This is a genomic window from Haloterrigena turkmenica DSM 5511, from assembly GCF_000025325.1.
GTDB classification, from domain to species: domain Archaea; phylum Halobacteriota; class Halobacteria; order Halobacteriales; family Natrialbaceae; genus Haloterrigena; species Haloterrigena turkmenica.
This window is the reverse complement of record NC_013743.1, coordinates 1,464,015-1,486,623: the sequence shown is the minus strand read 5'-3', so window position 1 is coordinate 1,486,623 and position 22,609 is coordinate 1,464,015. Positions and strand designations below refer to the sequence as shown.

Sequence of the window (22,609 nt, the reverse complement as noted above, 5' to 3'; positions counted from 1 at the left end):
TACGGGAATAGACGGCTATCGACGCCGCTTCGACCTATTATTTCGTATCCTTCGGCATCAAAAAAGCTAATTGTCTATCTGACAACTTATCGGTATGGTCCGACGCCGCCAACTCCTCCTCGCGACGCTCGCCGCCGGAGCGGCCGGTACTGCGGGTTGTTTGAGCGACGATCCCCCCGATGACGGTTCCGAAACCGACGACGACCAGTCGACGAACTCGGGCGACGACGAGCCTCCGACGGACCTCTCGCCCGCGGGCGAGGGCGTCTACCGGGTCGACGTCGACGCCGTCAGCGACCGATCGGTATCGATCGGCGACCCTCAAGAGATATCCTACGCCGGCGATCCCGAAATCGTCTGGGGGTACGAACGCGTGGTCGATACCGATGAATCGACCGAATCGACCCCCGAGGTAGTCGTCGACCCGGCCATCGACACGACCGACGACGCGGCACACGTCTTTCTGGCCCCGGTCTACGACGCCGACGCCGAGAACTGGGTCGTCCGCGCCTACGCCGACGAGACGTACTACGAGGGCATGGACACCCACCAGTTCTGGATCGGGCGATTCTACACGGAATCGGAGGAACAACCGGTCACCGGCCACGACGCGGGGTTCACCGAACACCACGACGGCGTCTACCGCGCCTCCCTCGAGTACGGCGAGACGCCGCCCACGAACGTACAGCCCGACCAGTTCAGAAGCGTGTTCCTCACGAACAGTGAGTGGGACGCGTCGGCACTCGAAGACGCGGAATCGGTACTCGGCGCTGTCGTAGCACCCATCCGGGTCGGGTCGACGCACCCGGATTACGATAAAGCGGACGAGAACGACCCCGCTCCGGTGGTCGAGCTCTCGTTCGAGTACGATCCCGACGCGAAGGCGGTGACGATCGTCCACGAGGACGGTCCCACGTTCCAGGGTGAGCACGTTCAGGTTGGGTTCGAAGGCGGACTCACCGAGACGCAGTTCTCCGGCGAGGTGACCCCCGGCGACGAACTCACCGTCGCGGTGCCGAGCGCCGACGCCGGCGAGTACCTCGCGGTCACGTGGAGAGGGCCGGAGCGAGCGCACACCATCGTCCTCGACCGCTTCGAGATTCCCGAGTAAGAGCCGTTCTACTGCCCGCCGTCGCGCTCGAGGGCGACGCCCAACTCCTCGAGCAGTTCGAAGAAGCCGGGGAACGAGACGTCGACGTGGTCGGCCCCCTCGATCGTCGTTTCGCCCTCGGCGACCAGTCCGGCGAGCGCCAGCGCCATGATGATCCGGTGGTCGGCCCGTCCCTGCACCGTCGCGCCCTCGAGTCGGGAGTCGCTGCCGTGGACCGTCAGCGAGTCGCGCTCCTCGGTGGTCTCGACGCCCAGCTTGCCCAGTTCCTCGGCCATCGCGCTCACGCGGTCGGTCTCCTTGTAGCGGACGTGTTCGGCGTTCGTAATGCGCGTGTCGCCGTCTGCGACGGCGCCCAGCGTCGCGATCGTCGGCAGCAGGTCGGGGGTGTCCTCGACGTCGACCTCGATCCCCGTGAGGGGAGCGCTCGAGACGTCGATGACGCCGCTCTCGCGGTCCCAGTCGGCGTCGGCGCCCATGCGCTCGACGATCTCGACGATGGCGGTGTCGCCCTGCGCGCTCGGGTTGGCGCCCTCGATGCGGACGCCGTCGCCCTCGTTACCGGCGATGGCGCCCGCCGCGAGGGGGTACGAGATCGACGAGAAGTCGCCGGGGACGGCGTACTCGCCGCCCGCGGGCCGGTAGGACTGGCCACCGTCGACCGCGAAGCCCTCGTCCGTCTCGCGAGCGTCGACGCCGAAGTCCGCGAGCACCTCGAGCGTGATGTCGACGTACGGCGCGGACTTGAGCTCGGTCTCGAGGTCGATCTCGATCCCCTCGTCGGTGACGGCGCCGGCCATCAGCAGGGCCGTGATGTACTGGGAAGAGACGTCGCCCGGAATCGAGACCGTCCCGCCCGAGAGCGGCCCGGTGACGACCAGCGGCGCCAGCCCGTTGCCCCGGGTGCTGTAGGCTTCGGCGCCGAGATCGGTCAGCGCCTCGAGCAGCGGGCCCTGGGGCCGCGAGCGCAGCGATTCGTCGCCGGTGAGGACGGTCGTGCCGTCGGCCAGCGCCGCCGCGGCCGTGACGAGGCGCGTCGTCGTCCCGCTGTTCGCACAGTCGATGACGTCCGCCGGGACCTCGGGCCGCCCGTCGAAGCCGTCGATCTCGAGGGTCGCGTCCCCGGCCCGGGTGACGTCGCCGCCGAAGAGATCCACCGCGCGTGCGGTCGCCTGCGTGTCCGCGCTCCAGAGCGCGTCCCGGACCGTCGCCTCGTCGGCGTAGCCCGCGGCGAGGATGGCTCGGTGCGTGTAGCTCTTCGAGGGCGGTGCCCGCGCCGATCCGGCGACGCTCGAGGGCGTGATCGTGACGTTCATGGTCGCTCTGTGGGCTGGCCCCGCCTTACCGATACCGATCTGCGAAGTGCTGACGATCGGCTATCCCGGGCGCGGCTCCGATCGCCCGCGACGGACGCTCACGGACAGCCGATCGAGGCCGTGATCTCCCGGATCGGCTCGCCGTCGACCAGACTCGAGACCTCGTAGCTCAGGTTGTCGCAGTCCCAGAAGACGCTCTGAATCCGGCCGTCCCGGTAGTAGGCCGTCCGGCCGTCGATCTCGATCTCCTCGAGGACGTCCGGATCGAACCGCGCCTGTTCGCGGACGACGATGAACAGCTCGCGCGCGACGACGTTCGGATCGTTGTACCACAGCGTCGTCGTCACGCCGCCGTACTCCTCGTCCCGCTCGACGACGGTGATGCGATCGAGGAGGTAGGCGTCGGGGAGCACCGCCTCCGGCAGGTCGTAGGGGACAGCCGACTCGGCCTCGTCGATCGAGTCGAAGATCCCCTCCGGTTTCGTCCCGTCGGTGACGACCGTCGCGTCGGCCGGCGGCTGGTAGGTGAACGTCTCCGACTCGACGCCCTCGTCGATCGCGAGGTCCTCGTAGGTGACGGTCAGCTGGTAACGGATCTCGCCGTCGTCGCGGACCTCGTTGCGCTCTCTGACCGGATACCGGTACTCGTCGTCGATAGCGATCGTCCGGGAAACCTCGAGGTCCTCGAGATCGTCGGTCGACAGCGGGATGGCGTAGGTCGTATCGCCGACGACGAGATTGAGCCGCCGCCCCGTCTCCTCGACCGGTGGCCGCGTCTCGATGACGTGGGCGTCCCGGCCATCGATGGTCGTCGTCCCCTCGTAGCCGAGTCGGTAGTCCTCGAGTAAGGCCTCGAGGACCCGCAGCGTCCGATCGGCGTCGACCTTGGTGCCGTGAAACTGGAGGTCGACGAGCTCCTCCTCAGGGTTGTACTCCCAGGTCATCTCGCGGTTAGTCACGGTGACCGACCCGACCGGCGCGTCCGGATCGGTCGACTCGAGGACCTCGAGGCGCTGCTTGGCCGGCGGTTGCCGGACGACGCGCTCCGTTCGTTCGACGGTCTCCGACGGGGTTTCGACCGTCAGCGTTCGACGGCCCCTGAGATCGTGCAGCCCGCGGCGCGTCTCGATCGCGTCGCGGAGCAGCGCCTCGCTCGAGGGGCCGTCGTCGGCGGACGGATAGCTCACGCAGCCGGCGAGCGCGACGCCGGCGCCGACGCCAGTCGTCAGAAACCGTCGACGATTCATACACGAGTGACTGTCGTCGGAATTTGTAAGTTTGTGGGTTGGCCGGTGTCGTGCTCGCGTTCAGCGACCGAAGCGAACGGAACTGAACTCGTCGGCATTATGTGGTCGCCCCTCGCACACCCGCTATGGAACTCGACGTCGACCTCGCCCCGTTGCGCGAGCGCCTCGAGACCGATGGGCTGGACGGCTATCTGATCGACGACGACGCTTCGGACGCCGACCAGCGGTACGTCTCCGGCTTCACGGCGCCGGACCCCTACCAGACGCTGGTCACCGACGACGGCGTTCACCTGCTCGTCTCGGGACTCGAGTACGGCCGCGCGACGGCGAACTCGAGCGCCGACTCCGTGACGCGGCTGTCGACTTACGACTACCAGGATCTCGTCGCCGAGCACGGCGCCTACGAGGCCAAGAGTCGCGCGCTCGCGGCGTTTCTCGAGGACCATGGCGTCGAATCGATCGCCGTCCCGCAGAACTTTCCGACGGGGACTGCGGACGGCCTCCGCGAGCGGGGACTCGCAGTGACGGTCGAACCCGAGGGGATCGTCGAGGACATCCGCGCGACGAAGACCGACTGGGAACTCGAGCAGATTCGGTCGAGTCAGCGGGCCAACGAGGCCGCGATGGCCCGCGCCGAGGAGCTGATCGCGACCGCCGACGTGGAGGACGGAATTCTGGTGCAGGACGGCGAGCCGCTGACCAGCGAGCGCGTCACGGAGGCGATCGAGATCACGCTGTTGGGCCACGGCTGCGCGTTAGACGAGACCATCGTCGCCTGCGGCGCCGACGCGGCCGATCCGCACGATCGGGGCAGCGGCCCCCTCGCGGCCGACGAACTCATCGTGATCGACATCTTCCCGCGGGACAAGGAGACGGGCTACTTCGCGGACATGACCCGGACCTTCGCCCGCGGCGATCCGGGCGAGGAGGCGCGGCGACGGTACGAGGTCACGCGGGAAGCCTACGAGGCCGCCCTCGAGACCGTCGAGGCCGGCGCCACCGGCGCTGAGGTCCACGGCGCGGCCTGCGACGTGATCGAGGACGCGGGCTACGCGACCCTTCGGAGCGATCCGAGCACTGGGACCGGCTTCATCCACAGCACTGGCCACGGCGTCGGGCTGGACATCCACGAACAGCCGAGCGTCTCGCCCGCCGGCGGCGAACTCGAGCCCGGCCACGTGATCTCGATCGAGCCTGGCCTCTACGACCCCGCCGTGGGCGGGGTGCGCATCGAGGACCTGATCGTCGTCACCGAGGACGGCTACGAGAACCTGACCGACTATCGCATCGGACTCGAGCCACGGGCGAACAACTGAACTCGAGAGTCGACGCTCGTCCGGCGTCGGACCCGTCCCATTCGATCTGCGGTGGCGCGCGCTGTCGACGCGGTCGAGTAGTTTTCGAGACCGCGTGGATAACGCTGCGCGAGGGATGAGCGAGCGACCGTAGAGAGCGAGCGAATCGGCTGGGGAGGGCGTGGAAAACCCCGTCGCCATGATTGCAGCGGATCCGTGGACGAAGCGTCTCGCTTACCGTGGCAACACTGAATCGCCACGTCCTCCCCAGCCGATTCGCTCATTCACGCTGTTCACTCGCTCATCCCTCGCACGGCTTCGCGGGCTGGCTCACTCTTCGTTCGCCGCCCCTCAGCGCGCGCCGCAGCACGTCGGTTCTCGGTCGAGTTCTCAGTTCGACGTATGCTCCCCGACGTGCTCCCCGACCTCGAGCCCGTTCCGTAACGCGGCGTGGAGTCGCCCCTCGCCGGCAACCCAGTCGCCGAGACAGTACAGGCCTACGTCCTCGGCGGCCCGAACCGGTTCGCGATCGACGCCGTCCTCGGGCAAGGCGTAGCGCCAGCCCTGGTGGTCCGTCCAGTCGGGCTCGAGCAGGCGCTCGTCGCCCAGCAGATCGGCGGTCAGTTCGGCGAGGGCCTCGAGGGTTGCGTCGGGGTCGTCGTCGTAGCGGTCGACGGACCACTCGTGGTTGGCCTGAACGACGAGCAGCGACTCGCCGTCGGGGACGTGCCCCGGCTTGCACTCCTCGCGGCCGATCCACCCGATCTCGTGGGTCTTGTCCGTGTTGACGAGCGCGTAGTAGGGGACGTCGAGTTCGAACGGGTAGTGGAACACGCCCGTCCAGATCGTTCGGTAGGGGACGGCCTCGACCGCGTCGGCGAGGCGATCCCGAAGACCAGTCTCGGCGTCAGCGTCAGTGTCGACGTCCCACTCGGCCGATCGCAGCAGGTCGGCGGTCTGGGGCGCCGGCGGGTTCAACAGGAGGACGTCGAACGGCCCCCATCGGTCGCCCGCGTCGTCCTCGAGGCGCCACGTCCCCGCGGCCGGCTCCCGATGGATCGTCTCGACGCGCGTGTTGCGGTGGATCGTCGCGTCGGTTCGGTCGAACAGACGCTTGGCGATCTGGGTCAGCCCCGCCTCGTAGGTCCACTTGTGGTCGTCGGCGTCCCGACCCTCGGCGATCTCACCACCGCTATCGAACGTCCAGACCGGGTCGGTGACGTCGACCAGCCCGTCGGTCTCGAGAGCCTCCGTGAGCAGGTCGACGACCCGCTCGTCGTCGGATTTGACGTAGTTCGCGCCGTAGTCGTAGGTCACGTCCCCGCGCCGGCGGGTGGCCGCGCGCCCGCAGAGGCCGCCGGACTTCTCGAGGACCGTCACCGAAACGTCGTCGCTCGCGGACGTATCGTCCCGTTCCTCGATCGCGTACGCGGCGGCGGCCGCCGCTGCACCCGCGCCGACGATTCCGATCCGTGTCATGGTCGGGACTCACGGCCCGGGCGATCAAGAATCCCGGCACCGTCCGCTCACAGCTCGCGGGCCATCATCACCTCGTCGACGGGGTCGCCGTCGATCTCGTAGTGGTTCCGGCGGATCGCCTCGGTGTCCCAGCCGTGTTCGGTGAGGAACTCGAGAGCGCGGTCGTTGGTGATGGGCACGCTGTTGTACACCTTCCGGTAGCCGTTGGCTTCGGCCCACTCGAGGCCCCGCTGGAGGAGTTTGCTTCCGATCCCGTGTCCCTGGTGGGCCTCGCGGACGCCGACGGTCTGCTGGGCGGTCCCCCGAAGCTGATCGACCTGCGGGAGGTCGAGGTGGGTCCAGCCGACGACGTCGCCGTCGATCGTCGCGACGAAGAACATTCGGGACTTGACGGTGTTGTGTCTGGTGACGGCGTCCTCGTAGAGGAGTTCCTCGGCGATGGCCTCGGCGACGACGTAGGTCTCCTCGGCCGTGACGTCCCTGATCGTCTCGATGAGCCCGTCGAAGTCGGACTGGCGTCCCGGCCGGACGACGAACGTGCGCTCGTTGGTCTCGTGTTCCGCGACCGCGCCGAACTCGACGGCAATCTGGAGTGTGCCGCCGTCCTCCTCGAGGTAGCCGTCGGCCTTCAGCGACTCGAGGTGGGACTCGAACTCCGCGGACGGCAGCGACACCACGTCCATCACTTTGTGTCGCGCGACGGTGCCGTTTCGCTCGACGTACTCGTAGATCCGTCTGCTGGCGTCGGACGAAAACGTCGGCCGCTCTATCACGCCCATACGGCCAGTACGCAGACCGACGATTTAATATTTGGGAGTAGATAACACATGGCATGGAAATAGCCATCCGGAACGGGACGTTCGGCGAATCGACGGATGGCCGGCGGCCGATGCGAACGCCTCGAGTGAGCGGACGGTCACGGAAGCCGATCGATCGAACCGCTTTTGCGACGCCGGACGGTAGCAGGGGCCGATGGACGTACTGATCGTCGGCGCGGGGGCGATGGGGACGTGGCTCGGCCGTGCCGTAGACGCCTCGGTGACGTTCGCCGACGTCGACGCCGACGCCGCGGCCGCCGCCGCCGACGCGGTCGGGGACGACGCCGACACCGCGGCGCTCGAGGGGACCGACAGCTACGACGTAGTCTGCATCGCGGTGCCGATGACCCACGCCGTCGACGCGATCGCCGACCACGCCGACCGGGCCGAGGCGGCGATCGTCGACGTCTCCGGCGTGATGGGACCGCCCCTCGAGGCGATGGCGACGCACGCGCCCGACGTAGAGCGGGCGAGCCTCCACCCGCTGTTCGCGCCCGAGCGCGCGCCGGGATCGATCGCCGTCGTTCGCGACGAGACGGGGCCGACGATCGACGCACTGCTCGAGACCCTCGAGCGGCGGGGCAACGACCTCGTCGAGACGACGGCGACGGAACACGACGACGCGATGGAGACGGTTCAGGCGGCGACCCACGCCGCTGTCCTGTCGTTCGCGTTGGCCACGGAACCGGTCCCAGACGGCTTCGAGACGCCGATATACGAGGGACTGGAGACGTTGGCCGAGCAGATGACCGAGGGGACGCCCCGCGTCTACGCCGACATTCAGGAGGTCTTCGACGGCGCCGACGCGATCGCCGACGCCGCTGCGACGGTCGCCGACGCCGACCGCGAGGAACTCGAGTCCCTCTATCAGGAGGCGGCCGATCGGTGGCAGTCCGACGCGGCGACCGATTCCGACGAACCGAACGGCCGGACGGAAAGCGAAATGAACGGACAACCGAACAGCGAGACGAACGGAGGATCAACCCGATGAGCGACCAGCGCGACTCAGTCCGCTCGAACGCGAAGTACCTGCAGAACGTCCGCCCGATCGACCCCGACGAGATCTGCGAGTACGTCGAGGGCAACCCACACCCGGCGGTCGTCCGCCAGCACCTCCGCGAACTGGCGCCCGAACTCGAGTTGATCGAGCGCGACGACGGTACCTTCGTCCCCGTCGAGGACGATCCCGTCGCGCCCAACCGCGGCCCCGTCGAGCGCTTCCCAGCAGCGTACGAACAGCGTCTCGAGGACCTGCTGGTCGAGCGCTACGGCGTCGACTGGCACGAGGACGCCACGGGCGGGCTCCTGCGGTCGACGACCCGGCGGTTCAAGCGCCGCTACCTCGAGCGCCGGCCGGTCGAGTACGACGACGACGTCGCCGCCGGCTACGCGATCTACCACCTGCCGGGCTACTACGCGGCCGTCCAGTACGCGCTGGACGACCTCGCCGAGCGCGGCCTGCTGGGGCGGTCGCTCCGCGTCCTCGACATCGGTGCCGGCGTCGGTGGCCCCGCGCTGGGGCTCTGTGACTACCTCCCCGAGGACGCCCTGCTGGACTACCACGCCGTCGAGCCGAGCGCGGCCGCCGACGTGCTCGAGGATCTGCTCGAAGAGACCGGGCCGAACGTTCACCCGACGATCCACCGGACGACCGTCGAGGCGTTCGATCCCGCAGCGGTTGGTTCGGACACTGACAACGCGTTCGATCCCACCGCCCCCGACGACGGCTTCGACCTCGTCCTCGCCTGCAACGTCTTGAGCGAACTCGAGGAGCCAGCGGCCGTCCTGCGGTCGGCCCTCGAGACGCTCGCGCCCGACGGGACGTTGCTGGCGATGGCGCCGGCGGACAAGAACACCAGCGTCGAGTTGCGCGAACTCGAGCGGGAACTCGAGGACGAGCGACTGTGGACGCCCGCGGAGATGGGCTTCGACGAGCCCGACGCCGACGGCGAAGCCGAAGCGGCCGGACAGGGGAGTGCCGCTGCCCGTCGGCGCGGTCTGGTGACGGTCTACGGACCCACCGTCCGCCTCTGGCGGGGCGAGCGCCCGACGGACCGGGGCTGGACGTTCGACGTTAGACCCGACCTCGCCGTCCCCTCCTTCCAGCGGAAACTCGACGAGGCGACGCCGGCCGACGACGAGGACCACGCCCCCGGCGAGTTCGTCAACGTCGACGTCCAGTTCTCGACCTCGCTGTTGCGCCTCGACGGGCAGCGGCGGATCGACCTCGCGCTCGAGACCAGCGACTGGGCGCAGATGGCCGAGATGGACCGGCACGTGCCGAATCGGATCGACCTCGTCGCGGCGAAACTCAGCCGCTCGCTGAGCGACCACGACCGCGACGGCGGCGATCACGGCGGGCGTTCCAACCCGCTGTTCAAGATCAGCGACGGCAGCGAGGCGATCGACCACTACGCCGTCATCACGTCCGAGACCTCGCTCAACCGGCCGCTGCTCGAGGCCGACTACGGCGAGGTCTGCTCGTTCGAACGGATCCTCGCGCTCTGGAACGACGACGAGGAGGCGTACAACCTGGTCGTCGACGAGGAGACGATCGTCGACCGCATCGGCTGAGCGATCGGCCCCGGAACCGGCCCGCCATACGACCTGCTGAAGCGGTGGGCTTTTCGCCCCGGCCTCCGACCCGACGGATATGAGCGACCCCCTCGAGATCCTGTTGACCAACGACGACGGGATCGACAGCACCGGGATCCGGGCGCTGTACGACGCCCTCTCGGAGCTGGGTAACGTGACCGTCGTCGCCCCCGCGACCGACCAGAGCGCCTGCGGCCGCTCGATGTCCCACGAGGTCGACGTCGACGACCGCGAGCTGGGGTACGCCGTCCACGGCACCCCCTCGGACTGCGTCGTCGCCGGGCTGGCCGAACTCGGGCCGTTCCCCGATATCGTCGTCGCCGGCTGTAACGAGGGCGCGAATCTGGGCGAGTACGTCCTCGGGCGCTCGGGAACGATCAGCGCCGCCGTCGAGGCCGCGTTCTTCGACGTCCCCGCCATCGCGACCTCGATGTACGTCCCGCCCGAACGAGGGCCGCTGAGCGAGATCGACCTGCATCCCGAGGACTTCGCCGAGGCGACGCGCGTGACCTCCTATCTGGTCGAGAACGCCCTCGAGGCGGGCGTCTTCGATCACGCGGCCTACCTCAACGTCAACGTCCCGCTGGCCGACGGCGACCCGGCGCCGCTCGAGGTCACCCGCCCCTCGAAGCGCTACGAGATGGACGCCGAGCGCGACGGCGGTCGCGTCCACCTCAAGGACCGCGTCTGGGAGCGGATGGACCCCGAGACGCTGCCGGATCCGGACGGGACGGACCGCCGCGCGGTCGTCGAGGGACGGATCAGCGTCTCGCCGTTGACCGCCCCGCACTCGACGAACCGCCACGAGGGGCTGTCGGCGCTGGCCGACGCGTACTCGGAGACCGTCGGCCCGACGGAGCGATAATCGGTCCGAAACCGGCGAATGATCGACGTGATCTACCGGGTCGGCCGTGCGATACGGCGACGCGACGACCGGCGCCGTCGTCATCAGAAGGGGAACGCGGCCGTTGCCGACCGCTACCGAACTGATTTGTATCGGGATGGTGAACGATCAGTCATGGCGAGGGCCGAGGTCGAACGCTGGACGACAGCTGTGGCCCTCGAGCGTGCCCGAAACGGCCACTGCGCGCGTGGTCCGCTGTGACGTCGCGTCGCGGCGAGACCGCGTGTCTGCTCGATGACGAGATAATCGACTTGCGGGTCGCAAGGCCCGTGCTATTCGCCGACCGCGGCGTTACGATAGTCAGACCATAATTAGCAGCTACAGAGATAGGTACCAAATGAAACACAAAAGCAAGGTAGATCGGTATCTAACGGACACAACTAGCGACCACGGAGGGTGATCAACGGATGGTATTCAACGCACTCTGGACCCGTCTTTCCTCGCTCTGGTCGAGCGGTTCGACAGGCGAGACGGAAGACGGCGAGACGACGGGCGAGGAATCGGACGACAGCGAGGACGAAACACTGAGTTACGCCGAGGAGATCGAGTACGGGGTCGACGAACACGACCTCCCCGACGAGGACAAGATTCTCAGACTGCTCGTCAAACGCGGCGGCCGCGTCGATCGATCGACCGTCCGCCAGGAGACCGGCTGGTCGGACGAGCACCTCGAGGAGGTCATCGACCGCATGGAGGACGAGGGGCAGGTCAGTGCGATCACCGTCGGTCGCAAACGAGTCGTCTGCCGGCGCGGGTTCGAGCCGAAGGGATACCGCTCCCACCTCAACGAGTAACGCTCGCCGACTACCGGATCGACGCGAACGCGTTCGGGACGCCGGGACGATTTCGACGAGGCTGAGGTCGACGGTATTCGAGTTCTCGAGGGTTGATTTTCCACTGTTACGTCTGCGTCCGGACTCGAGCGTCGGCTGTAGGCGGCGCCGGCCGGCTGAAGCTGTTCCCCCTCTCGGTTCGGGGCACTCGACTCGAGTCAGGATCACCTGTAAGTCGAGTCGACCGAACGGTTGCGGCGGTCGACAAGAGATATCGCCGCGACGGCGCTACCCCGGTGTGGACGGCGTACGAAGGCCGAATCCATATCCATCAAACAGCCCTCTGTAGAGATATGTTAGAACTCGCACTGCTGTTCTTCGTGATCGCGATCATCGCCGGTGCGCTCGGTGCGGGCGGCGTCGCCGGGCTGTCGATGACCATCGCGAAGTGGCTCGTGCTGGTGTTCGTCGTCCTCGCGGTCGTCTCGCTGTTGCTGTGACCGCGGGGACGGCAGGGGTATCGATCGCGACCGGTGCGACTGACCGGGAGCGGGCAATCGACGCTCACCCGTAAGCTGGCGTCGACGAGGACCGTTGGAGCGCCAGGTCATCCCGGCAGAGAACGCCGTCGACGAAGAGCCGGCCGTCGCTGGTGAGCGTCACCTCGTGGTCGGCGATTTCGAACGTGAACTTCCAGCTACCGCCATCGTGGGCGGCGAGTTCGGTCAGGACGGCCGGGTTGATGTACTCGTAGAGCGTGTACTCGACTTCGTCCAGGTCGAGTCGATCCGCGGTGGCCAGCGCTTGGACGACGTCTACGATGATCTCGTCTTCCGTCCGACGGGAGGGCGGGTCCCAGCGGGACCGCGACCGGCTGTTATCCATCGTCGGCGCCTCGCTCTGAACGCGCACGCACCTGAGCGACGATGCTCGCAGCGACGGCCGATAGGGGTCGAACGGCGCGACCCCGGCGGACGGATCGCCGGCCGGGGCTCGAGGCGCCAATCGCCCCCCAACGGAACGCCTCGCGTCCGAGAGACCGCCGTCCGTTCCGCCCGCGTTGACCGAGCCGCGATGCTACGATAGCCGATCTCCGGTACGCCACCCGCGTGGAACCCCACCATTGGTCGATCATCGTCACGGGTGCCCCGTCCAGCGGACCAATAATAAATAGGTTGTCACTAAATCCAACAGAACGACTCTTCAGGGTCCTGTACGGCGTTCCTGATTGTATCGCCGTGACGATAGTACCGTCGTTCGGTACTGCCAGCGATTCTCTGACGTAGCGAAACCCGACGGTTGGGCTGCGATCGCGACGGCGTTAGGCTGGCAGCAAATCGGATCCGGCGATTCGAGACCGGCAGACGGGATCCGGGTTTACTGATCGGAACGGCGCTGGCCCTTTCGTTCGTTTCGCTCTCATCGAAACGAATGTTGAGAAAACTCGTTCGGTGATCTTTATCGAATTCCGAGGTGATTACTTGTAGTTGACTGTGATTTTCCAAGTAGCAAGTTTAATTCGCGCAATCTGCGTTCTGTCGTCTCGGGGATGGCTCACAAAGACGACGTAACGCGGGTTATGGCAGTGTGCGAAGAGTGCGGATCCGTCTACGCGGCCCGACAGTGGCCCGACGGGACGATTCGCGTCATCGGCCAAGAGGGGTGCTCCTGTGGCGCGACGCGCTTCGAGGTCGCCGACGACTCCGAGGGGGAGTCGCCGCCGGATCCGAACACTGGCTGACGACCGCGAGCGGGGGTGCGACGCGGAACGAGCCGCCACCGGTACCGATAGTCGCGCGTATCGACCGGATACTCTTATCGAAGACAGCAGTTAGCCGTCCGCCGTCGACGCGCCCCCTTCGACATCGGTCAGCGGCGGCCGCGACCGGGATCGCGAACGCCGCGTAACGTGGAAGACTTGGTCGTCCAGCCACAATGCTAGCTAAGATGCATCCACACGACCACGCGAGGTGGGGACGATGATCCTCGACGATTCCGAGCGACCGGCGGCGGAGTACGAGGCGCTGGCCGACGCCCTCGAGGCGTTACGCGAGGAGGTCGCGACCGAAGAGCTCCGGGACTCGCGACTCGAGGGCCTGTTCGACGAGGCGACCACGAGCAACCCCTCCATCTGGAACACGGTGACGGCGTTCATCGACGTCGAGGACGGCGAAGCCGTAGTCACCGAGGAGTCGAAACTCGCGCAGGGAAGCTGGGCGCCCGAGATCGTCGACGGCTGCGACGCCATGCTGACCGTCGAAATCAACTACGGCCAGATGCCCGACGAGTTCAAATACACCGTGACGAAGAAGTTAGACGAGAAGATCGAGCAGGCGCGGGCGGAAGCCGAGCGCACTCGAGACGAGGCGTGACGGCGCGGTAGCGGTCGGGGGTGACACCCTGGGCTGGCTCCCTCGGGCTCATTCGTAGTGCTCGCGTCCGCTCCGACCCGGTAACGACTCGTTTCTAGCGGCAACGCTGTCCCGCTTCGTTCTCGACCGCGGTGTCACCAGCTTCTTCACCGGAACCGACGACGGTGCTGGTAATGGCTGATCGGGACGATGCGCGGGCAGGGACGGAGACGACGCTCACGTCGCGGCAATTCCTGGGGCTGCTCGCGGCCGCTGCCATCCTCGCGGTCGGGACGATGGTTCCTCCTCCGGCGGCGGTGACCGTCGCGGGACAACGCGCGCTGGCGGTCTTCGCGTCGGCGCTCGTCCTGTGGCTGACGCGTCCGATTCCGTACGTCGTCTCGAGCGTGCTCAGCGTCACGTTACTGTTCGCGCTGGAGACGGTCGATTCGTTCGACGCGGCCGCGACGGGCTTTACGTCAACGCTCGTCTTCTTCTTGCTGCTCCTGTTGCTGCTCGGCGACGCGACGACGAGCGTCGGTCTCGACCGGCGGCTGGCGCGCCGACTGCTGACGGCGGAGAGCACGCCGCGGCGCGCGTTGCGCTCGGTCGCCGGGAGCGTCCTCGCGCTGGCGCTGGTGATGCCGTCGGCGATGGCGCGCGCGGTAACGTTCATCCCGATCGTGAAGCGGCTCGCGGCCGCGTTCGGCGCGGGCGACGACGGCTTCGAAACCGGGGCGTTTCTCGTCCTCGGTCACGTCAACCCGATCGGGTCGATGGCGCTGATGACCGGCGGCGGCATGGCGCTGGTCACCTCCGAGATTATCGCGACCTCGGTGCGGCCGATCACCTGGGTCGACTGGGCCGTGTTGATGCTGCCGCCGACGATCGCCCTGTACGCGGCGGCGACGCTCTGTGCGGGCCTGTTCGCGGCTGTCGACGGCGAGACGACGCTCGGCGCAACCGCCGGGACGCGACTCGAGGCGGACGGGGAGGGGACCGAACCGAGGACAGATGTCGACGAACCGCAACTGGAGACGGACGGCGACGGATCGCCCTCGCTGACTCGAGACCAGCGTCTCGTCGCGCTCGTCCTTCTGGGCGCCATCGCGGGCTGGATCGGCGGCTCGTTCGTCGGGATTCCCACGGTGCTCCCGGCGGTCGCCGCGGTCGTCGTGCTCTCGCTACCTCAGGTCGGCATCATCACGGCCGACGATATCGCGGGGGTCAACTGGGGGATCATCTTCCTCGTCGGCGCGATGTTGTCGATTCTCGACGTGTTGGAGACGACCGGCGCCATCGTGGCGATCGTCGACGCCCTCACGCGGTGGATCCCGTTCGCGGCGCTCGCCCAGTGGCAGCTCGTCGCGGTGTTGATCGCCCTGGCCGTCGGAATTCGGATTCTGTTCTCGACCGGCTCGGCGGCGATCGTGGTCGCGCTGCCGATCGTCCTCGAGCTCGCGGCCGTCTTCGACGTCAACCGATTGTATCTGGCGCTGACCGTGTTGCTGGTCGTCGGCTCGACGACGATTCTCCCGTTCAACACGACCGCGGTGCTGGTGTCGATGGACCGCGGACCGCTGTCGCACCGCGATGTCGCCTCCTTTGGCCTCGTGACGATGATGCTCGCCGTCGGTGTCGCCGCCGCCTCGTGGCTCGTCTACTGGCCGTTAGTGGGCTGACAACCGATCGCGATAAGCGTGAGGTATATATGAACGGGTCGGACTCTTCCCCGTAGGGAGGGTCGCCAATTCTACGCATCGAGTTCACGACGGCGCCGACTGGCGTGATGGCAAAGCTCCGGCGGGAGCTGGACGACGTCCGGAGCATCGAGCTCGACAACGCGTTCTACGTCGAAGACGGGACGTGGATCGAGTCTCTGACCGTCACGTCGAACGCCGAGTTCGATCCGGAAGCCGTCGTCGAGGAGATCTCCGGCGTGTCGCTGTTCTACGATAGCGAGATCCCGACCGCGTCGGACGACCTCGAGATTCGCCGGCTGACGATCCTGGCCAACGAATCGTATCCGTTCATCCTGAGTCTCGTCCTGCGACAGGAGGCGATTCCGAACCGGATCGTCCTCCAGAACGACGATTTCGAGGCCGTGGTGACGACCCGCGACTGGGATCAGTTCCGGGCGATGGCCGACGAGGTCCAGGAGACCCTCGGCGAGTTCGAACTGCTGTCGGTCACCCAGAACGAGGACCCCGGCGAACCGCTCGACAGCGGACGATTGACCGAAGTCCTCGTCTCGAAGCTCACCGACGAGCAGTTGGCAGTCCTCGAGACGGCTTACGAGAACGGCTACTTCGACATCCCGCGAGAGACGTCGGCGACCGAACTCGCCGACGAACTCGAGATCGCGCAGTCGACGGCGAGCGAACGATTACGGACCGCGGAGCGAACCCTCCTCGAACTCATCTACGGTCCGCGAGAGTGAGGCCCCTTTCTGGTGTCAACCATTTATTACATCGGCCTGATATAGACGACCTGACTTAAAGAACGATAGCTATCGAGGCCGATAGGGAGTAAACCGAACCTAGTTAGTCCGTAACGTGGGGGTGGATGACGACCAAAGAAAATCATGATGGATCGGCCACCGAGGGAGGTGACCGACTCACGCGACGCGGCTACGTCGCCACGGCCGCCGCGGCGCTCGGGACGAGCGTGCTCGCGGGCTGTAGCGGCAGTCGCGGCACCAGCCTCGAGCCGGACGCGCCCGATGGGGTACCGGAAACGGTCGAGACGCAGTACTGGCGCGAGTGGGAGACGATCGACGCCGACTCGCCGCCACTGGAGTACAGCGCGACGGCCGGTGCGGTGCTCGATCGGTTCCCCGTCGAGTTCTCGAGCGAGGACGACCCGTGGATGCGCGAACACGCGTTGATGGTCAAGCGGGGGCTCGGCGATTTGGGTATCGCCGTCGAACTCAACGACCGTCCGCTGAATCAGCTGTACGCCCAGAGCTGGGAAACGCGCGGACTCGAGGCGATCGTCTCGATGAGTACGCACGGACCGGACCCGCAGCGGGGGCTCGATCCGAACCCGCTGTTGATGCGGCGGACCGAGGGCTCGCTCTCGAACTACGATAACTACTACCATCCGGAACTCCAGGAGGTGCTCACCGAGCAGGCCCAGACGACCGATCGGGCCGAACGCGAGGAGCTCGTCGACCGGGCACAGGAACTCTTCGCCGAGGACGTCGGGGCGCTCATCACGCTCTTCCCGGAGATCATCACGGCGGTGAACACGGACCGATGGACCGGCTACGTGGAGACGCCGGGGAACGGCCCGACGATGGACTCGTTCGTCTGGACGGAGGTCAACCTCCAGCCCGAGACGGACAACCGGACCTACGTCAAGGGCGTCACCACGTCGATGAACTCGCTGAACCTGCCGTGGGCCGCCGGCGGCGCGGAGGCCAATCGACTTACGTTCATCTACGACGGGTTATTCGACGCGACGCCCGATTTGGACGTGGCCCCCGCACTGGCGACCGGCGGCGATTTCGTCGACGACACGACCGTCGAACTCACGCTGCGCGAGGGCGTCGAGTGGCACGACGGCGAGGCGTTCACCGCCGAGGACGTGAAGTTCACCGTCGAACTGTACAAGGAGTACTCCTCCACGAGTCAGGTCCCGTTCTACGAGCCGATCGAGTCCGTCGAGGTACTCGGGGACCACGAGGTCCGGTTCGAGCTGTCGAACCCCGACGCCTCGTTCATGACCCAACGGGTCGTCCGGAGCGTCATCCTCCCGAAACACCGGTGGGAGGACGTCGACAACCCGTCGCAGCACAACCCGGACGCCCCCGTTGGCACCGGCCCCTTCCAGTTCGAGAACTGGGAGCAGGGGACCCGATTCGAGGCCACGCGCAACGACGACCACTGGATGTTCGACGACGACTGGCGGGCCGACGCCCTCGGCGAGCAGGCCGAGCGCGGCCCCGGCATCGAGAGCGTCATCTGGATCAACGTGAGCAACGTCGACGCGCTGATCGGCTCGCTCCAGAGCGGATCGATCGACGCCATCGGGACGACCCTCTCGACCCTGCAGGCCGACCGGGCGGCCAACACGGACGGGATCGAGAAGCTGTCGACCGGGAGCTACGCGCCGCTCGACACGAAGCTCATGTTCTCCTGTCCGCCGATCAGGGACAAGGAGTTCCGCGTCGCACTGGCGAAAGCGGTCGACTCGCAGGGGTTCGTCGACGACTTCCTCGACGGGCAGGCGACGGTGCCGGCCGGCGAGAACCCGATCTCGTCGCTCACCCAGTGGCACAACGCCGACACGACCGACTACAGTTACGACGTCGAGGAAGCCCGGAACGTCCTCGAGCGCGCGGGCTACACCTGGGACGACGACGGCAACCTGCGGTTCCCCAACGGCGAGGCGTGGGGCGCGTTCGTCGACCGCATTCAGCCCGAGAACACCCACAAACGCCGCTCGGAGCTCGGCCAGCCCGACTTCTCATGAGCAACGGATCACCAATGTACCACACTACTAACCGACTCCAACGACCGCGACGAGATCGGACCCGATCGGAGACGAATCGCCACACTGACCGCCCGACCGCTCGAGTCGAGCGTGTCACGCCGAACCGACCCACCACTCGAGTCGAGCGTGTCACTCCGGACCGCCGCAAGGCGACCCGTGGGGCAACGCGGTCAGCGAACCGCGCGTCGATCGTTCAGGAGGTGAACCGATGACGAAGTTCCAGCGGTTCCTGCTCAAGCGGCTCGCGATCTCCGTCCTGCTGACGCTGGTCGCGGTCTCGGTCATCTTCGTCGTCCTGCGGCTCCTGCCGGGGAGCCCCTTCGAGGCGCTCGTGACCTCGGGGAACTTAAACCAGGAACAGATCGACGAGATCCGGGCGATGTACGGCCTCGATCAGTCGATCTGGGTCCAGTACGCCAACTACCTCGGGAGCCTGCTGACCTTCCAGTTCGGCTACTCCATCCTGCGGAGCCAGCCGGTTTGGGACGTCCTCGAGCCGCGGCTGATCAACTCGCTGATCTTGCTGGTGCCCGCGCTGGTGACGACGGCGATCCTGAGTTCGCTCCTGGGGATGTACGCCGGCTGGAACCGCGGGAGCCGCCTCGAGAAGTTCAGCATCGTCTCGACGACGCTGCTGCGCTCGACGCCGGTGTTCATCACGGCGATCTTCTTCATCATCGTCTTCGCGTACAACCTGGAGATCGTCCCGGCGCTCGGGATGCGATCGATCCGGGCGACGCCGGACGGCTACATCGAGACGTTCGCCTCGCTGGACTTCCTCCATCACTACCTCTTGCCCTTCGCCGTCGCCGTCCTCTACTACAGCGGCGACTTCCTGCTGCTGGCCCGCAACGGCGTCGTCGAGAAGCGCGGCTCGGAGTTCCTCAAGCTCCACCGGGCGAAGGGACTCACTGAGATGGAGCAACTGGCCCGCGCGGGTCGCAATTCGATGCTGCCCATCCTGACCTACTTCACGCTGCGACTGGGGATGATCTTCCAGGGACTGATCCTGCTCGAGGTGGTCTTCAGCTGGCCCGGTATCGGCCGCGAACTCGTCTTGGCCATCCAGCAACAGGACTACCCGCTGGTCCAGGCCGCGGTCTTCATCATGGCGCTGGCGGTTATCCTGGCGAATCTGCTTGCAGACGTCCTCTACGCGTACTTCGATCCGACCGTCTCGACGAGCGGAGGTGGATCCGCATGAGCACCGAAACGAAACCCAAAGCGGAGCTGTACAAGCGCGTCGACGCACTGTGGACGACCGTCCGCGACCAGTTCGCGTTCCTGCGACAGGACCCGATGGCCTTCGCCGGCATGCTCGTCGTCGGGGCGTTCGTCTTCCTCGGGCTGTTCGGGCCGTACCTGGCCCCCCACGACCCGATCGAACACACCGTTCGCGGCGACGGCGGCTCCGTGCTCCGGCTCGCCGCCCCGAGCGTGGACGCGTTCTTCGGAACGACGGCCTACGGGAAGGACGTGCTCAGTCAGTTCCTCGCCGGCGCGCGGCCGACGCTCATCGTCGGCCTGTTCGGCGGGCTGGGAACGGGCGCGCTCGGCTTCACCGTCGGCGTCGTCAGCGGCTACTACGGCGGCTGGGTCGACGAACTCCTGATGCGCCTGACCGACCTGACGTTCTCGCTGCCGTTCATGCCCATGGCGTTGCTGCTGCTGACGTTCATGACGCCGAACATCTGGCTGATCACGGCGATCATCGCCGCCTTCCTCTGGAAGATGCCGGCGCGGGTCGTCCGCTCGGAGGTGCTCTCGGTCCGCGAGCGGACGTTCGTCAAGTCCGCTCGAGCCAGCGGCGCGAGCGACCTGCGGACGATGCTGTACCACGTCGCGCCGAACGTCCTGCCGATCGGGTTCCTCTACACCGCCTACGGCGTCGCCTGGGCGATCGCCGCGCAGGCGAGCCTCGCCTTCCTCGGCTTCGGCGACCCGACGATGACCAGCTGGGGCCGGATGCTCCGGCAGGTGTTCGCGTCGGGCAACATGCGCGTCGCGTGGTGGTGGGTGCTCCCGCCGGCCATCGGTATCGCCGCGATCACGACCTCGGTGTTCCTCATCGGCCGCGCCTACGAGGAAGTCATCAACCCCGAAATCCAGACCGACCAATGACGCTACTCAACGTCGAAAGCCTGAAAGTCACGTACGCGACCGACGACGAACCAGTCCACGCCGTCAACGACGTCTCCTTTAGTATCGACGAGGGCGTCAACTACGGCCTCGCCGGCGAGTCCGGCTCCGGGAAGTCCACCGTCGCGGAGGCGCTGCTGGGGCTACTCCCCGGCAACGGCACCGTCGAGAGCGGGACGATCGAGTTCAACGGAACGGACCTCACATCCCTCTCGGAGGCCGAGCGCCGGGACGTCCTCTGGGAGGACATCGCCTACATCCCCCAGAGCGCGATGGACTCGCTCGATCCCGTGATGTCGACCGGCGACCAGATCGCGCAGGCGATCCACACCCACCGCAACGTCACGGACGCGAAGGCGCGCGACCGCGTCCGCGAACTGTTCGAGATCGTCGGCCTCGATCCCGACCGGATCGACGACTATCCACACGAGTTCTCCGGCGGGATGCGCCAGCGGGTCACCATCGCGATGGCGCTGGCCCTCGAGCCCGACCTCATTATCGCCGACGAGCCGACGACCGGGCTGGACGTCATCGTCCAGGACAAGATCATCGACAAGATCTTGGAGATTCAAGAGCGGATGGACAGCTCGCTGCTGCTGATCACCCACGAGATCGGCGTCATCGCCGAGACCTGCGACGAACTGTCGATCCTCTACGGCGGGAAGGTGATGGAGCAGGGCAGCGTCGATAACGTGCTGGTCAACCCGACCAACCCCTACACGATGGGGCTGAAGAACTCCTTCCCGGAGATCGACGAGGAGGACGAGGACCCCGTCGCGATCCCCGGCTCGCCGCCGAACCTGAACCGGGAGCCGACGGCCTGCGTGTTTCGGGACCGGTGTCCGTTCGCCACCGACGAGTGCGGGGAGTCGCATCCGGACCTGGTCGACCTCCCCAATCGGAACCACCGCTCGGCCTGCCACCGCGTCAAGGAGGCGGCTCAGCTGCGCCGAGACGCCGTCGAGCCGGAGACGTGGGGCATCCCCGACGAGGGCGACGCCGACTCCGGTCGCGGCGAGGTCATTCTCGAGACCGACGACCTCGAGAAACACTACGAGCAGAGCCAGCCGCTGCTGGACAAGTTCCGGGGCGAGGACCCCGACCACGTGAAAGCGGTCGACGGCGTCTCGCTGTCGGTCCGGCGCTCGGAGGTGCTCGGCGTCGCCGGCGAGTCCGGCTGCGGGAAGTCGACGCTCGGCGAGACGATGGCCCTCCTCGAGGAGCCGACCGGCGGCGAGCTGACGTTCGACGGGGAACCCTACGAGTACTACCAGGACGGCAACCTCCAGGAGTTCCGACGGAAGGTCCAGATCGTCTTCCAGGACCCCTTCGACTCGCTGAACCCGCGCCAGACCGTCCGCAAGCTCGTCGGCGAGCCGCTGACGATCCACGACTACCGTACCGACGAGAAGGAGCAGGCCATCGTCGAGACATTGGAAAAGGTCGGACTGACTCCCGCCGAGAAGTTCCTCGATAGCTACCCCCACGAGCTCTCCGGCGGGCAGCGCCAGCGCGTAGCGGTCGCCAAGGCGCTCGTGCTGGATCCCGACTTCCTGATCTGCGACGAGCCGGCGTCGATGCTGGACGTCTCGCTGAAGGTCAACCTGCTGAACCTGCTGCGCGGGCTGGCCGACGCCGAGGACATCGGGATCGTCTACATCTCCCACGACCTCGCGAGCCTGATGCAGGTCTCGGATCGGCTGGCCATCATGTACCTCGGGCGGATCATCGAGGAGGGCGACGTCGACCGCGTCGCTGCCCACCCCGAGCATCCGTACACGGCGTCGCTGCTGTCGGCCGCGCCGGAGAAGGACCCGACCGCGGATCGGACTCGCGTCCTGCTCGACGGCGAGCCGCCGGACCCGGTCGACCTCCCCTCGGGCTGTGCGTTCGCCCCGCGCTGTCCGAAGGCCCAGGAGTCGTGCCGGGAGGCCGAACCGGCCATCGACGAGACCGGCGACGAGCGCCACCGGGCGGCGTGTTACTTCCCGGAGAGCGAGGACGGACCGGCCGCGTCGGAGGCGGCCGCGCTGGACGACGACGAGTTCCCGGCCTCGGCGAACACCGACTCGGTGGGTGACTGAGTG

The 22,609-nt window shown here is 67.0% G+C and carries 20 protein-coding genes; 15 read left to right on the top strand and 5 right to left on the bottom strand.

Going from position 1 to position 22,609, the window contains the following annotated elements:
* Positions 1-94 precede the first annotated feature (94 nt).
* Positions 95-1,111 carry a hypothetical protein gene (locus HTUR_RS07010; RefSeq protein WP_012942623.1) on the top strand — a complete coding sequence of 339 codons (1,017 nt, stop codon included), beginning with the start codon at positions 95-97 and terminating at the stop codon, positions 1,109-1,111.
* An 8-nt stretch (positions 1,112-1,119) separates the two neighbouring features.
* On the opposite strand, the gene aroA is transcribed toward HTUR_RS07010, so the two are convergent.
* Together aroA and HTUR_RS07000 are read right to left on the bottom strand one after the other, a co-directional pair.
* Positions 1,120-2,424: a 3-phosphoshikimate 1-carboxyvinyltransferase gene (gene aroA / locus HTUR_RS07005; protein ID WP_012942622.1), complete on the bottom strand. Its 1,305-nt coding sequence runs from the start codon at positions 2,422-2,424 to the stop codon at positions 1,120-1,122.
* A 98-nt stretch (positions 2,425-2,522) separates the two neighbouring features.
* Positions 2,523-3,671, bottom strand: coding sequence for a LolA family protein (locus tag HTUR_RS07000; RefSeq protein WP_012942621.1), 1,149 nt, complete (start codon positions 3,669-3,671; stop codon positions 2,523-2,525).
* A gap of 125 nt (positions 3,672-3,796) precedes the next feature.
* On the opposite strand from HTUR_RS07000, the gene HTUR_RS06995 reads away from it, so the two are divergent.
* The gene (locus tag HTUR_RS06995) at positions 3,797-4,987 is read left to right on the top strand and encodes a M24 family metallopeptidase (protein WP_012942620.1); all 1,191 of its coding nucleotides are present in this window, start codon (positions 3,797-3,799) and stop codon (positions 4,985-4,987) included.
* Positions 4,988-5,356: 369 nt separating this feature from the next.
* Here the strand turns inward: HTUR_RS06995 and HTUR_RS06990 are convergent, their stop codons facing one another.
* Together HTUR_RS06990 and HTUR_RS06985 are read right to left on the bottom strand one after the other, a co-directional pair.
* Positions 5,357-6,445, bottom strand: a complete 1,089-nt coding sequence (locus HTUR_RS06990) for an NAD(P)/FAD-dependent oxidoreductase (protein WP_012942619.1) — start codon at positions 6,443-6,445, stop codon at positions 5,357-5,359.
* Between the two features lie 47 nt (positions 6,446-6,492).
* Entirely contained in the window at positions 6,493-7,224 is a 732-nt protein-coding gene (locus HTUR_RS06985; protein WP_012942618.1) for a GNAT family N-acetyltransferase, read from the bottom strand.
* Between the two features lie 193 nt (positions 7,225-7,417).
* On the opposite strand from HTUR_RS06985, the gene HTUR_RS06980 reads away from it, so the two are divergent.
* From HTUR_RS06980 to HTUR_RS25500, 5 genes are all read left to right on the top strand, one after another.
* Positions 7,418-8,254 carry a prephenate dehydrogenase/arogenate dehydrogenase family protein gene (locus HTUR_RS06980; RefSeq protein WP_012942617.1) on the top strand — a complete coding sequence of 279 codons (837 nt, stop codon included), beginning with the start codon at positions 7,418-7,420 and terminating at the stop codon, positions 8,252-8,254.
* Positions 8,251-9,837 (top strand): small ribosomal subunit Rsm22 family protein, encoded by a 1,587-nt coding sequence (locus HTUR_RS06975; protein ID WP_012942616.1) that lies wholly within the window; start codon positions 8,251-8,253, stop codon positions 9,835-9,837. The genes HTUR_RS06980 and HTUR_RS06975 overlap by 4 nt, the downstream gene beginning before the upstream one ends.
* Before the next feature lie 79 nt (positions 9,838-9,916).
* On the top strand, positions 9,917-10,723 hold the full coding sequence (gene surE, locus HTUR_RS06970; RefSeq protein WP_012942615.1) for a 5'/3'-nucleotidase SurE: 807 nt from the start codon (positions 9,917-9,919) through the stop codon (positions 10,721-10,723).
* Between the two features lie 446 nt (positions 10,724-11,169).
* Positions 11,170-11,556 (top strand): helix-turn-helix transcriptional regulator, encoded by a 387-nt coding sequence (locus HTUR_RS06965; RefSeq protein ID WP_012942614.1) that lies wholly within the window; start codon positions 11,170-11,172, stop codon positions 11,554-11,556.
* Between the two features lie 332 nt (positions 11,557-11,888).
* The gene (locus tag HTUR_RS25500) at positions 11,889-12,035 is read left to right on the top strand and encodes a DUF1328 family protein (protein ID WP_012942613.1); all 147 of its coding nucleotides are present in this window, start codon (positions 11,889-11,891) and stop codon (positions 12,033-12,035) included.
* Between the two features lie 64 nt (positions 12,036-12,099).
* Here HTUR_RS25500 and HTUR_RS06960 read toward each other — a convergent pair whose 3' ends face one another.
* Positions 12,100-12,420 carry a HalOD1 output domain-containing protein gene (locus HTUR_RS06960; protein ID WP_012942612.1) on the bottom strand — a complete coding sequence of 107 codons (321 nt, stop codon included), beginning with the start codon at positions 12,418-12,420 and terminating at the stop codon, positions 12,100-12,102.
* Positions 12,421-13,114: 694 nt separating this feature from the next.
* Here HTUR_RS06960 and HTUR_RS27295 point away from each other — a divergent pair.
* The 8 genes from HTUR_RS27295 to HTUR_RS06920 all read left to right on the top strand — a co-directional run bounded on the left by HTUR_RS27295 (position 13,115) and on the right by HTUR_RS06920 (position 22,606).
* Complete coding sequence (locus tag HTUR_RS27295) at positions 13,115-13,276, top strand: hypothetical protein (RefSeq protein ID WP_226377488.1); 162 nt, start codon at positions 13,115-13,117, stop codon at positions 13,274-13,276.
* Between the two features lie 238 nt (positions 13,277-13,514).
* On the top strand, positions 13,515-13,907 hold the full coding sequence (locus HTUR_RS06950) for a hypothetical protein (protein ID WP_012942610.1): 393 nt from the start codon (positions 13,515-13,517) through the stop codon (positions 13,905-13,907).
* A 173-nt stretch (positions 13,908-14,080) separates the two neighbouring features.
* On the top strand, positions 14,081-15,568 hold the full coding sequence (locus HTUR_RS06945; RefSeq protein ID WP_012942609.1) for an SLC13 family permease: 1,488 nt from the start codon (positions 14,081-14,083) through the stop codon (positions 15,566-15,568).
* A gap of 107 nt (positions 15,569-15,675) precedes the next feature.
* On the top strand, positions 15,676-16,326 hold the full coding sequence (locus HTUR_RS06940) for a helix-turn-helix domain-containing protein (RefSeq protein WP_012942608.1): 651 nt from the start codon (positions 15,676-15,678) through the stop codon (positions 16,324-16,326).
* A 125-nt stretch (positions 16,327-16,451) separates the two neighbouring features.
* The gene (locus HTUR_RS06935) at positions 16,452-18,362 is read left to right on the top strand and encodes an ABC transporter substrate-binding protein (RefSeq protein WP_012942607.1); all 1,911 of its coding nucleotides are present in this window, start codon (positions 16,452-16,454) and stop codon (positions 18,360-18,362) included.
* A gap of 229 nt (positions 18,363-18,591) precedes the next feature.
* Positions 18,592-19,587: an ABC transporter permease gene (locus tag HTUR_RS06930; protein WP_012942606.1), complete on the top strand. Its 996-nt coding sequence runs from the start codon at positions 18,592-18,594 to the stop codon at positions 19,585-19,587.
* The gene (locus tag HTUR_RS06925) at positions 19,584-20,504 is read left to right on the top strand and encodes an ABC transporter permease (protein WP_012942605.1); all 921 of its coding nucleotides are present in this window, start codon (positions 19,584-19,586) and stop codon (positions 20,502-20,504) included. Before HTUR_RS06930 ends, HTUR_RS06925 begins: the two co-directional genes overlap by 4 nt.
* Positions 20,501-22,606 (top strand): dipeptide ABC transporter ATP-binding protein, encoded by a 2,106-nt coding sequence (locus HTUR_RS06920; protein ID WP_012942604.1) that lies wholly within the window; start codon positions 20,501-20,503, stop codon positions 22,604-22,606. The genes HTUR_RS06925 and HTUR_RS06920 overlap by 4 nt, the downstream gene beginning before the upstream one ends.
* Positions 22,607-22,609 lie beyond the last annotated feature (3 nt).

What these genes read in the sequence shown, in the direction of transcription:
- HTUR_RS07000 (WP_012942621.1), bottom strand. Translation starts at nt 3,671, where the DNA reads ATGAATCGTCGACGGTTTCTGACGACTGGCGTCGGCGCCGGCGTCGCG.
- HTUR_RS25500 (WP_012942613.1), top strand. Translation starts at nt 11,889, where the DNA reads ATGTTAGAACTCGCACTGCTGTTCTTCGTGATCGCGATCATCGCCGGT.
- HTUR_RS06980 (WP_012942617.1), top strand. Translation starts at nt 7,418, where the DNA reads ATGGACGTACTGATCGTCGGCGCGGGGGCGATGGGGACGTGGCTCGGC.
- HTUR_RS06965 (WP_012942614.1), top strand. Translation starts at nt 11,170, where the DNA reads ATGGTATTCAACGCACTCTGGACCCGTCTTTCCTCGCTCTGGTCGAGC.
- HTUR_RS06930 (WP_012942606.1), top strand. Translation starts at nt 18,592, where the DNA reads ATGACGAAGTTCCAGCGGTTCCTGCTCAAGCGGCTCGCGATCTCCGTC.
- HTUR_RS06935 (WP_012942607.1), top strand. Translation starts at nt 16,452, where the DNA reads ATGACGACCAAAGAAAATCATGATGGATCGGCCACCGAGGGAGGTGAC.
- surE (WP_012942615.1), top strand. Translation starts at nt 9,917, where the DNA reads ATGAGCGACCCCCTCGAGATCCTGTTGACCAACGACGACGGGATCGAC.
- HTUR_RS06945 (WP_012942609.1), top strand. Translation starts at nt 14,081, where the DNA reads ATGGCTGATCGGGACGATGCGCGGGCAGGGACGGAGACGACGCTCACG.
- HTUR_RS27295 (WP_226377488.1), top strand. Translation starts at nt 13,115, where the DNA reads ATGGCAGTGTGCGAAGAGTGCGGATCCGTCTACGCGGCCCGACAGTGG.
- HTUR_RS06925 (WP_012942605.1), top strand. Translation starts at nt 19,584, where the DNA reads ATGAGCACCGAAACGAAACCCAAAGCGGAGCTGTACAAGCGCGTCGAC.
- HTUR_RS06990 (WP_012942619.1), bottom strand. Translation starts at nt 6,445, where the DNA reads ATGACACGGATCGGAATCGTCGGCGCGGGTGCAGCGGCGGCCGCCGCC.
- HTUR_RS06995 (WP_012942620.1), top strand. Translation starts at nt 3,797, where the DNA reads ATGGAACTCGACGTCGACCTCGCCCCGTTGCGCGAGCGCCTCGAGACC.
- aroA (WP_012942622.1), bottom strand. Translation starts at nt 2,424, where the DNA reads ATGAACGTCACGATCACGCCCTCGAGCGTCGCCGGATCGGCGCGGGCA.
- HTUR_RS06960 (WP_012942612.1), bottom strand. Translation starts at nt 12,420, where the DNA reads ATGGATAACAGCCGGTCGCGGTCCCGCTGGGACCCGCCCTCCCGTCGG.
- HTUR_RS06950 (WP_012942610.1), top strand. Translation starts at nt 13,515, where the DNA reads ATGATCCTCGACGATTCCGAGCGACCGGCGGCGGAGTACGAGGCGCTG.
- HTUR_RS06975 (WP_012942616.1), top strand. Translation starts at nt 8,251, where the DNA reads ATGAGCGACCAGCGCGACTCAGTCCGCTCGAACGCGAAGTACCTGCAG.
- HTUR_RS06940 (WP_012942608.1), top strand. Translation starts at nt 15,676, where the DNA reads ATGGCAAAGCTCCGGCGGGAGCTGGACGACGTCCGGAGCATCGAGCTC.
- HTUR_RS06985 (WP_012942618.1), bottom strand. Translation starts at nt 7,224, where the DNA reads ATGGGCGTGATAGAGCGGCCGACGTTTTCGTCCGACGCCAGCAGACGG.
- HTUR_RS06920 (WP_012942604.1), top strand. Translation starts at nt 20,501, where the DNA reads ATGACGCTACTCAACGTCGAAAGCCTGAAAGTCACGTACGCGACCGAC.
- HTUR_RS07010 (WP_012942623.1), top strand. Translation starts at nt 95, where the DNA reads ATGGTCCGACGCCGCCAACTCCTCCTCGCGACGCTCGCCGCCGGAGCG.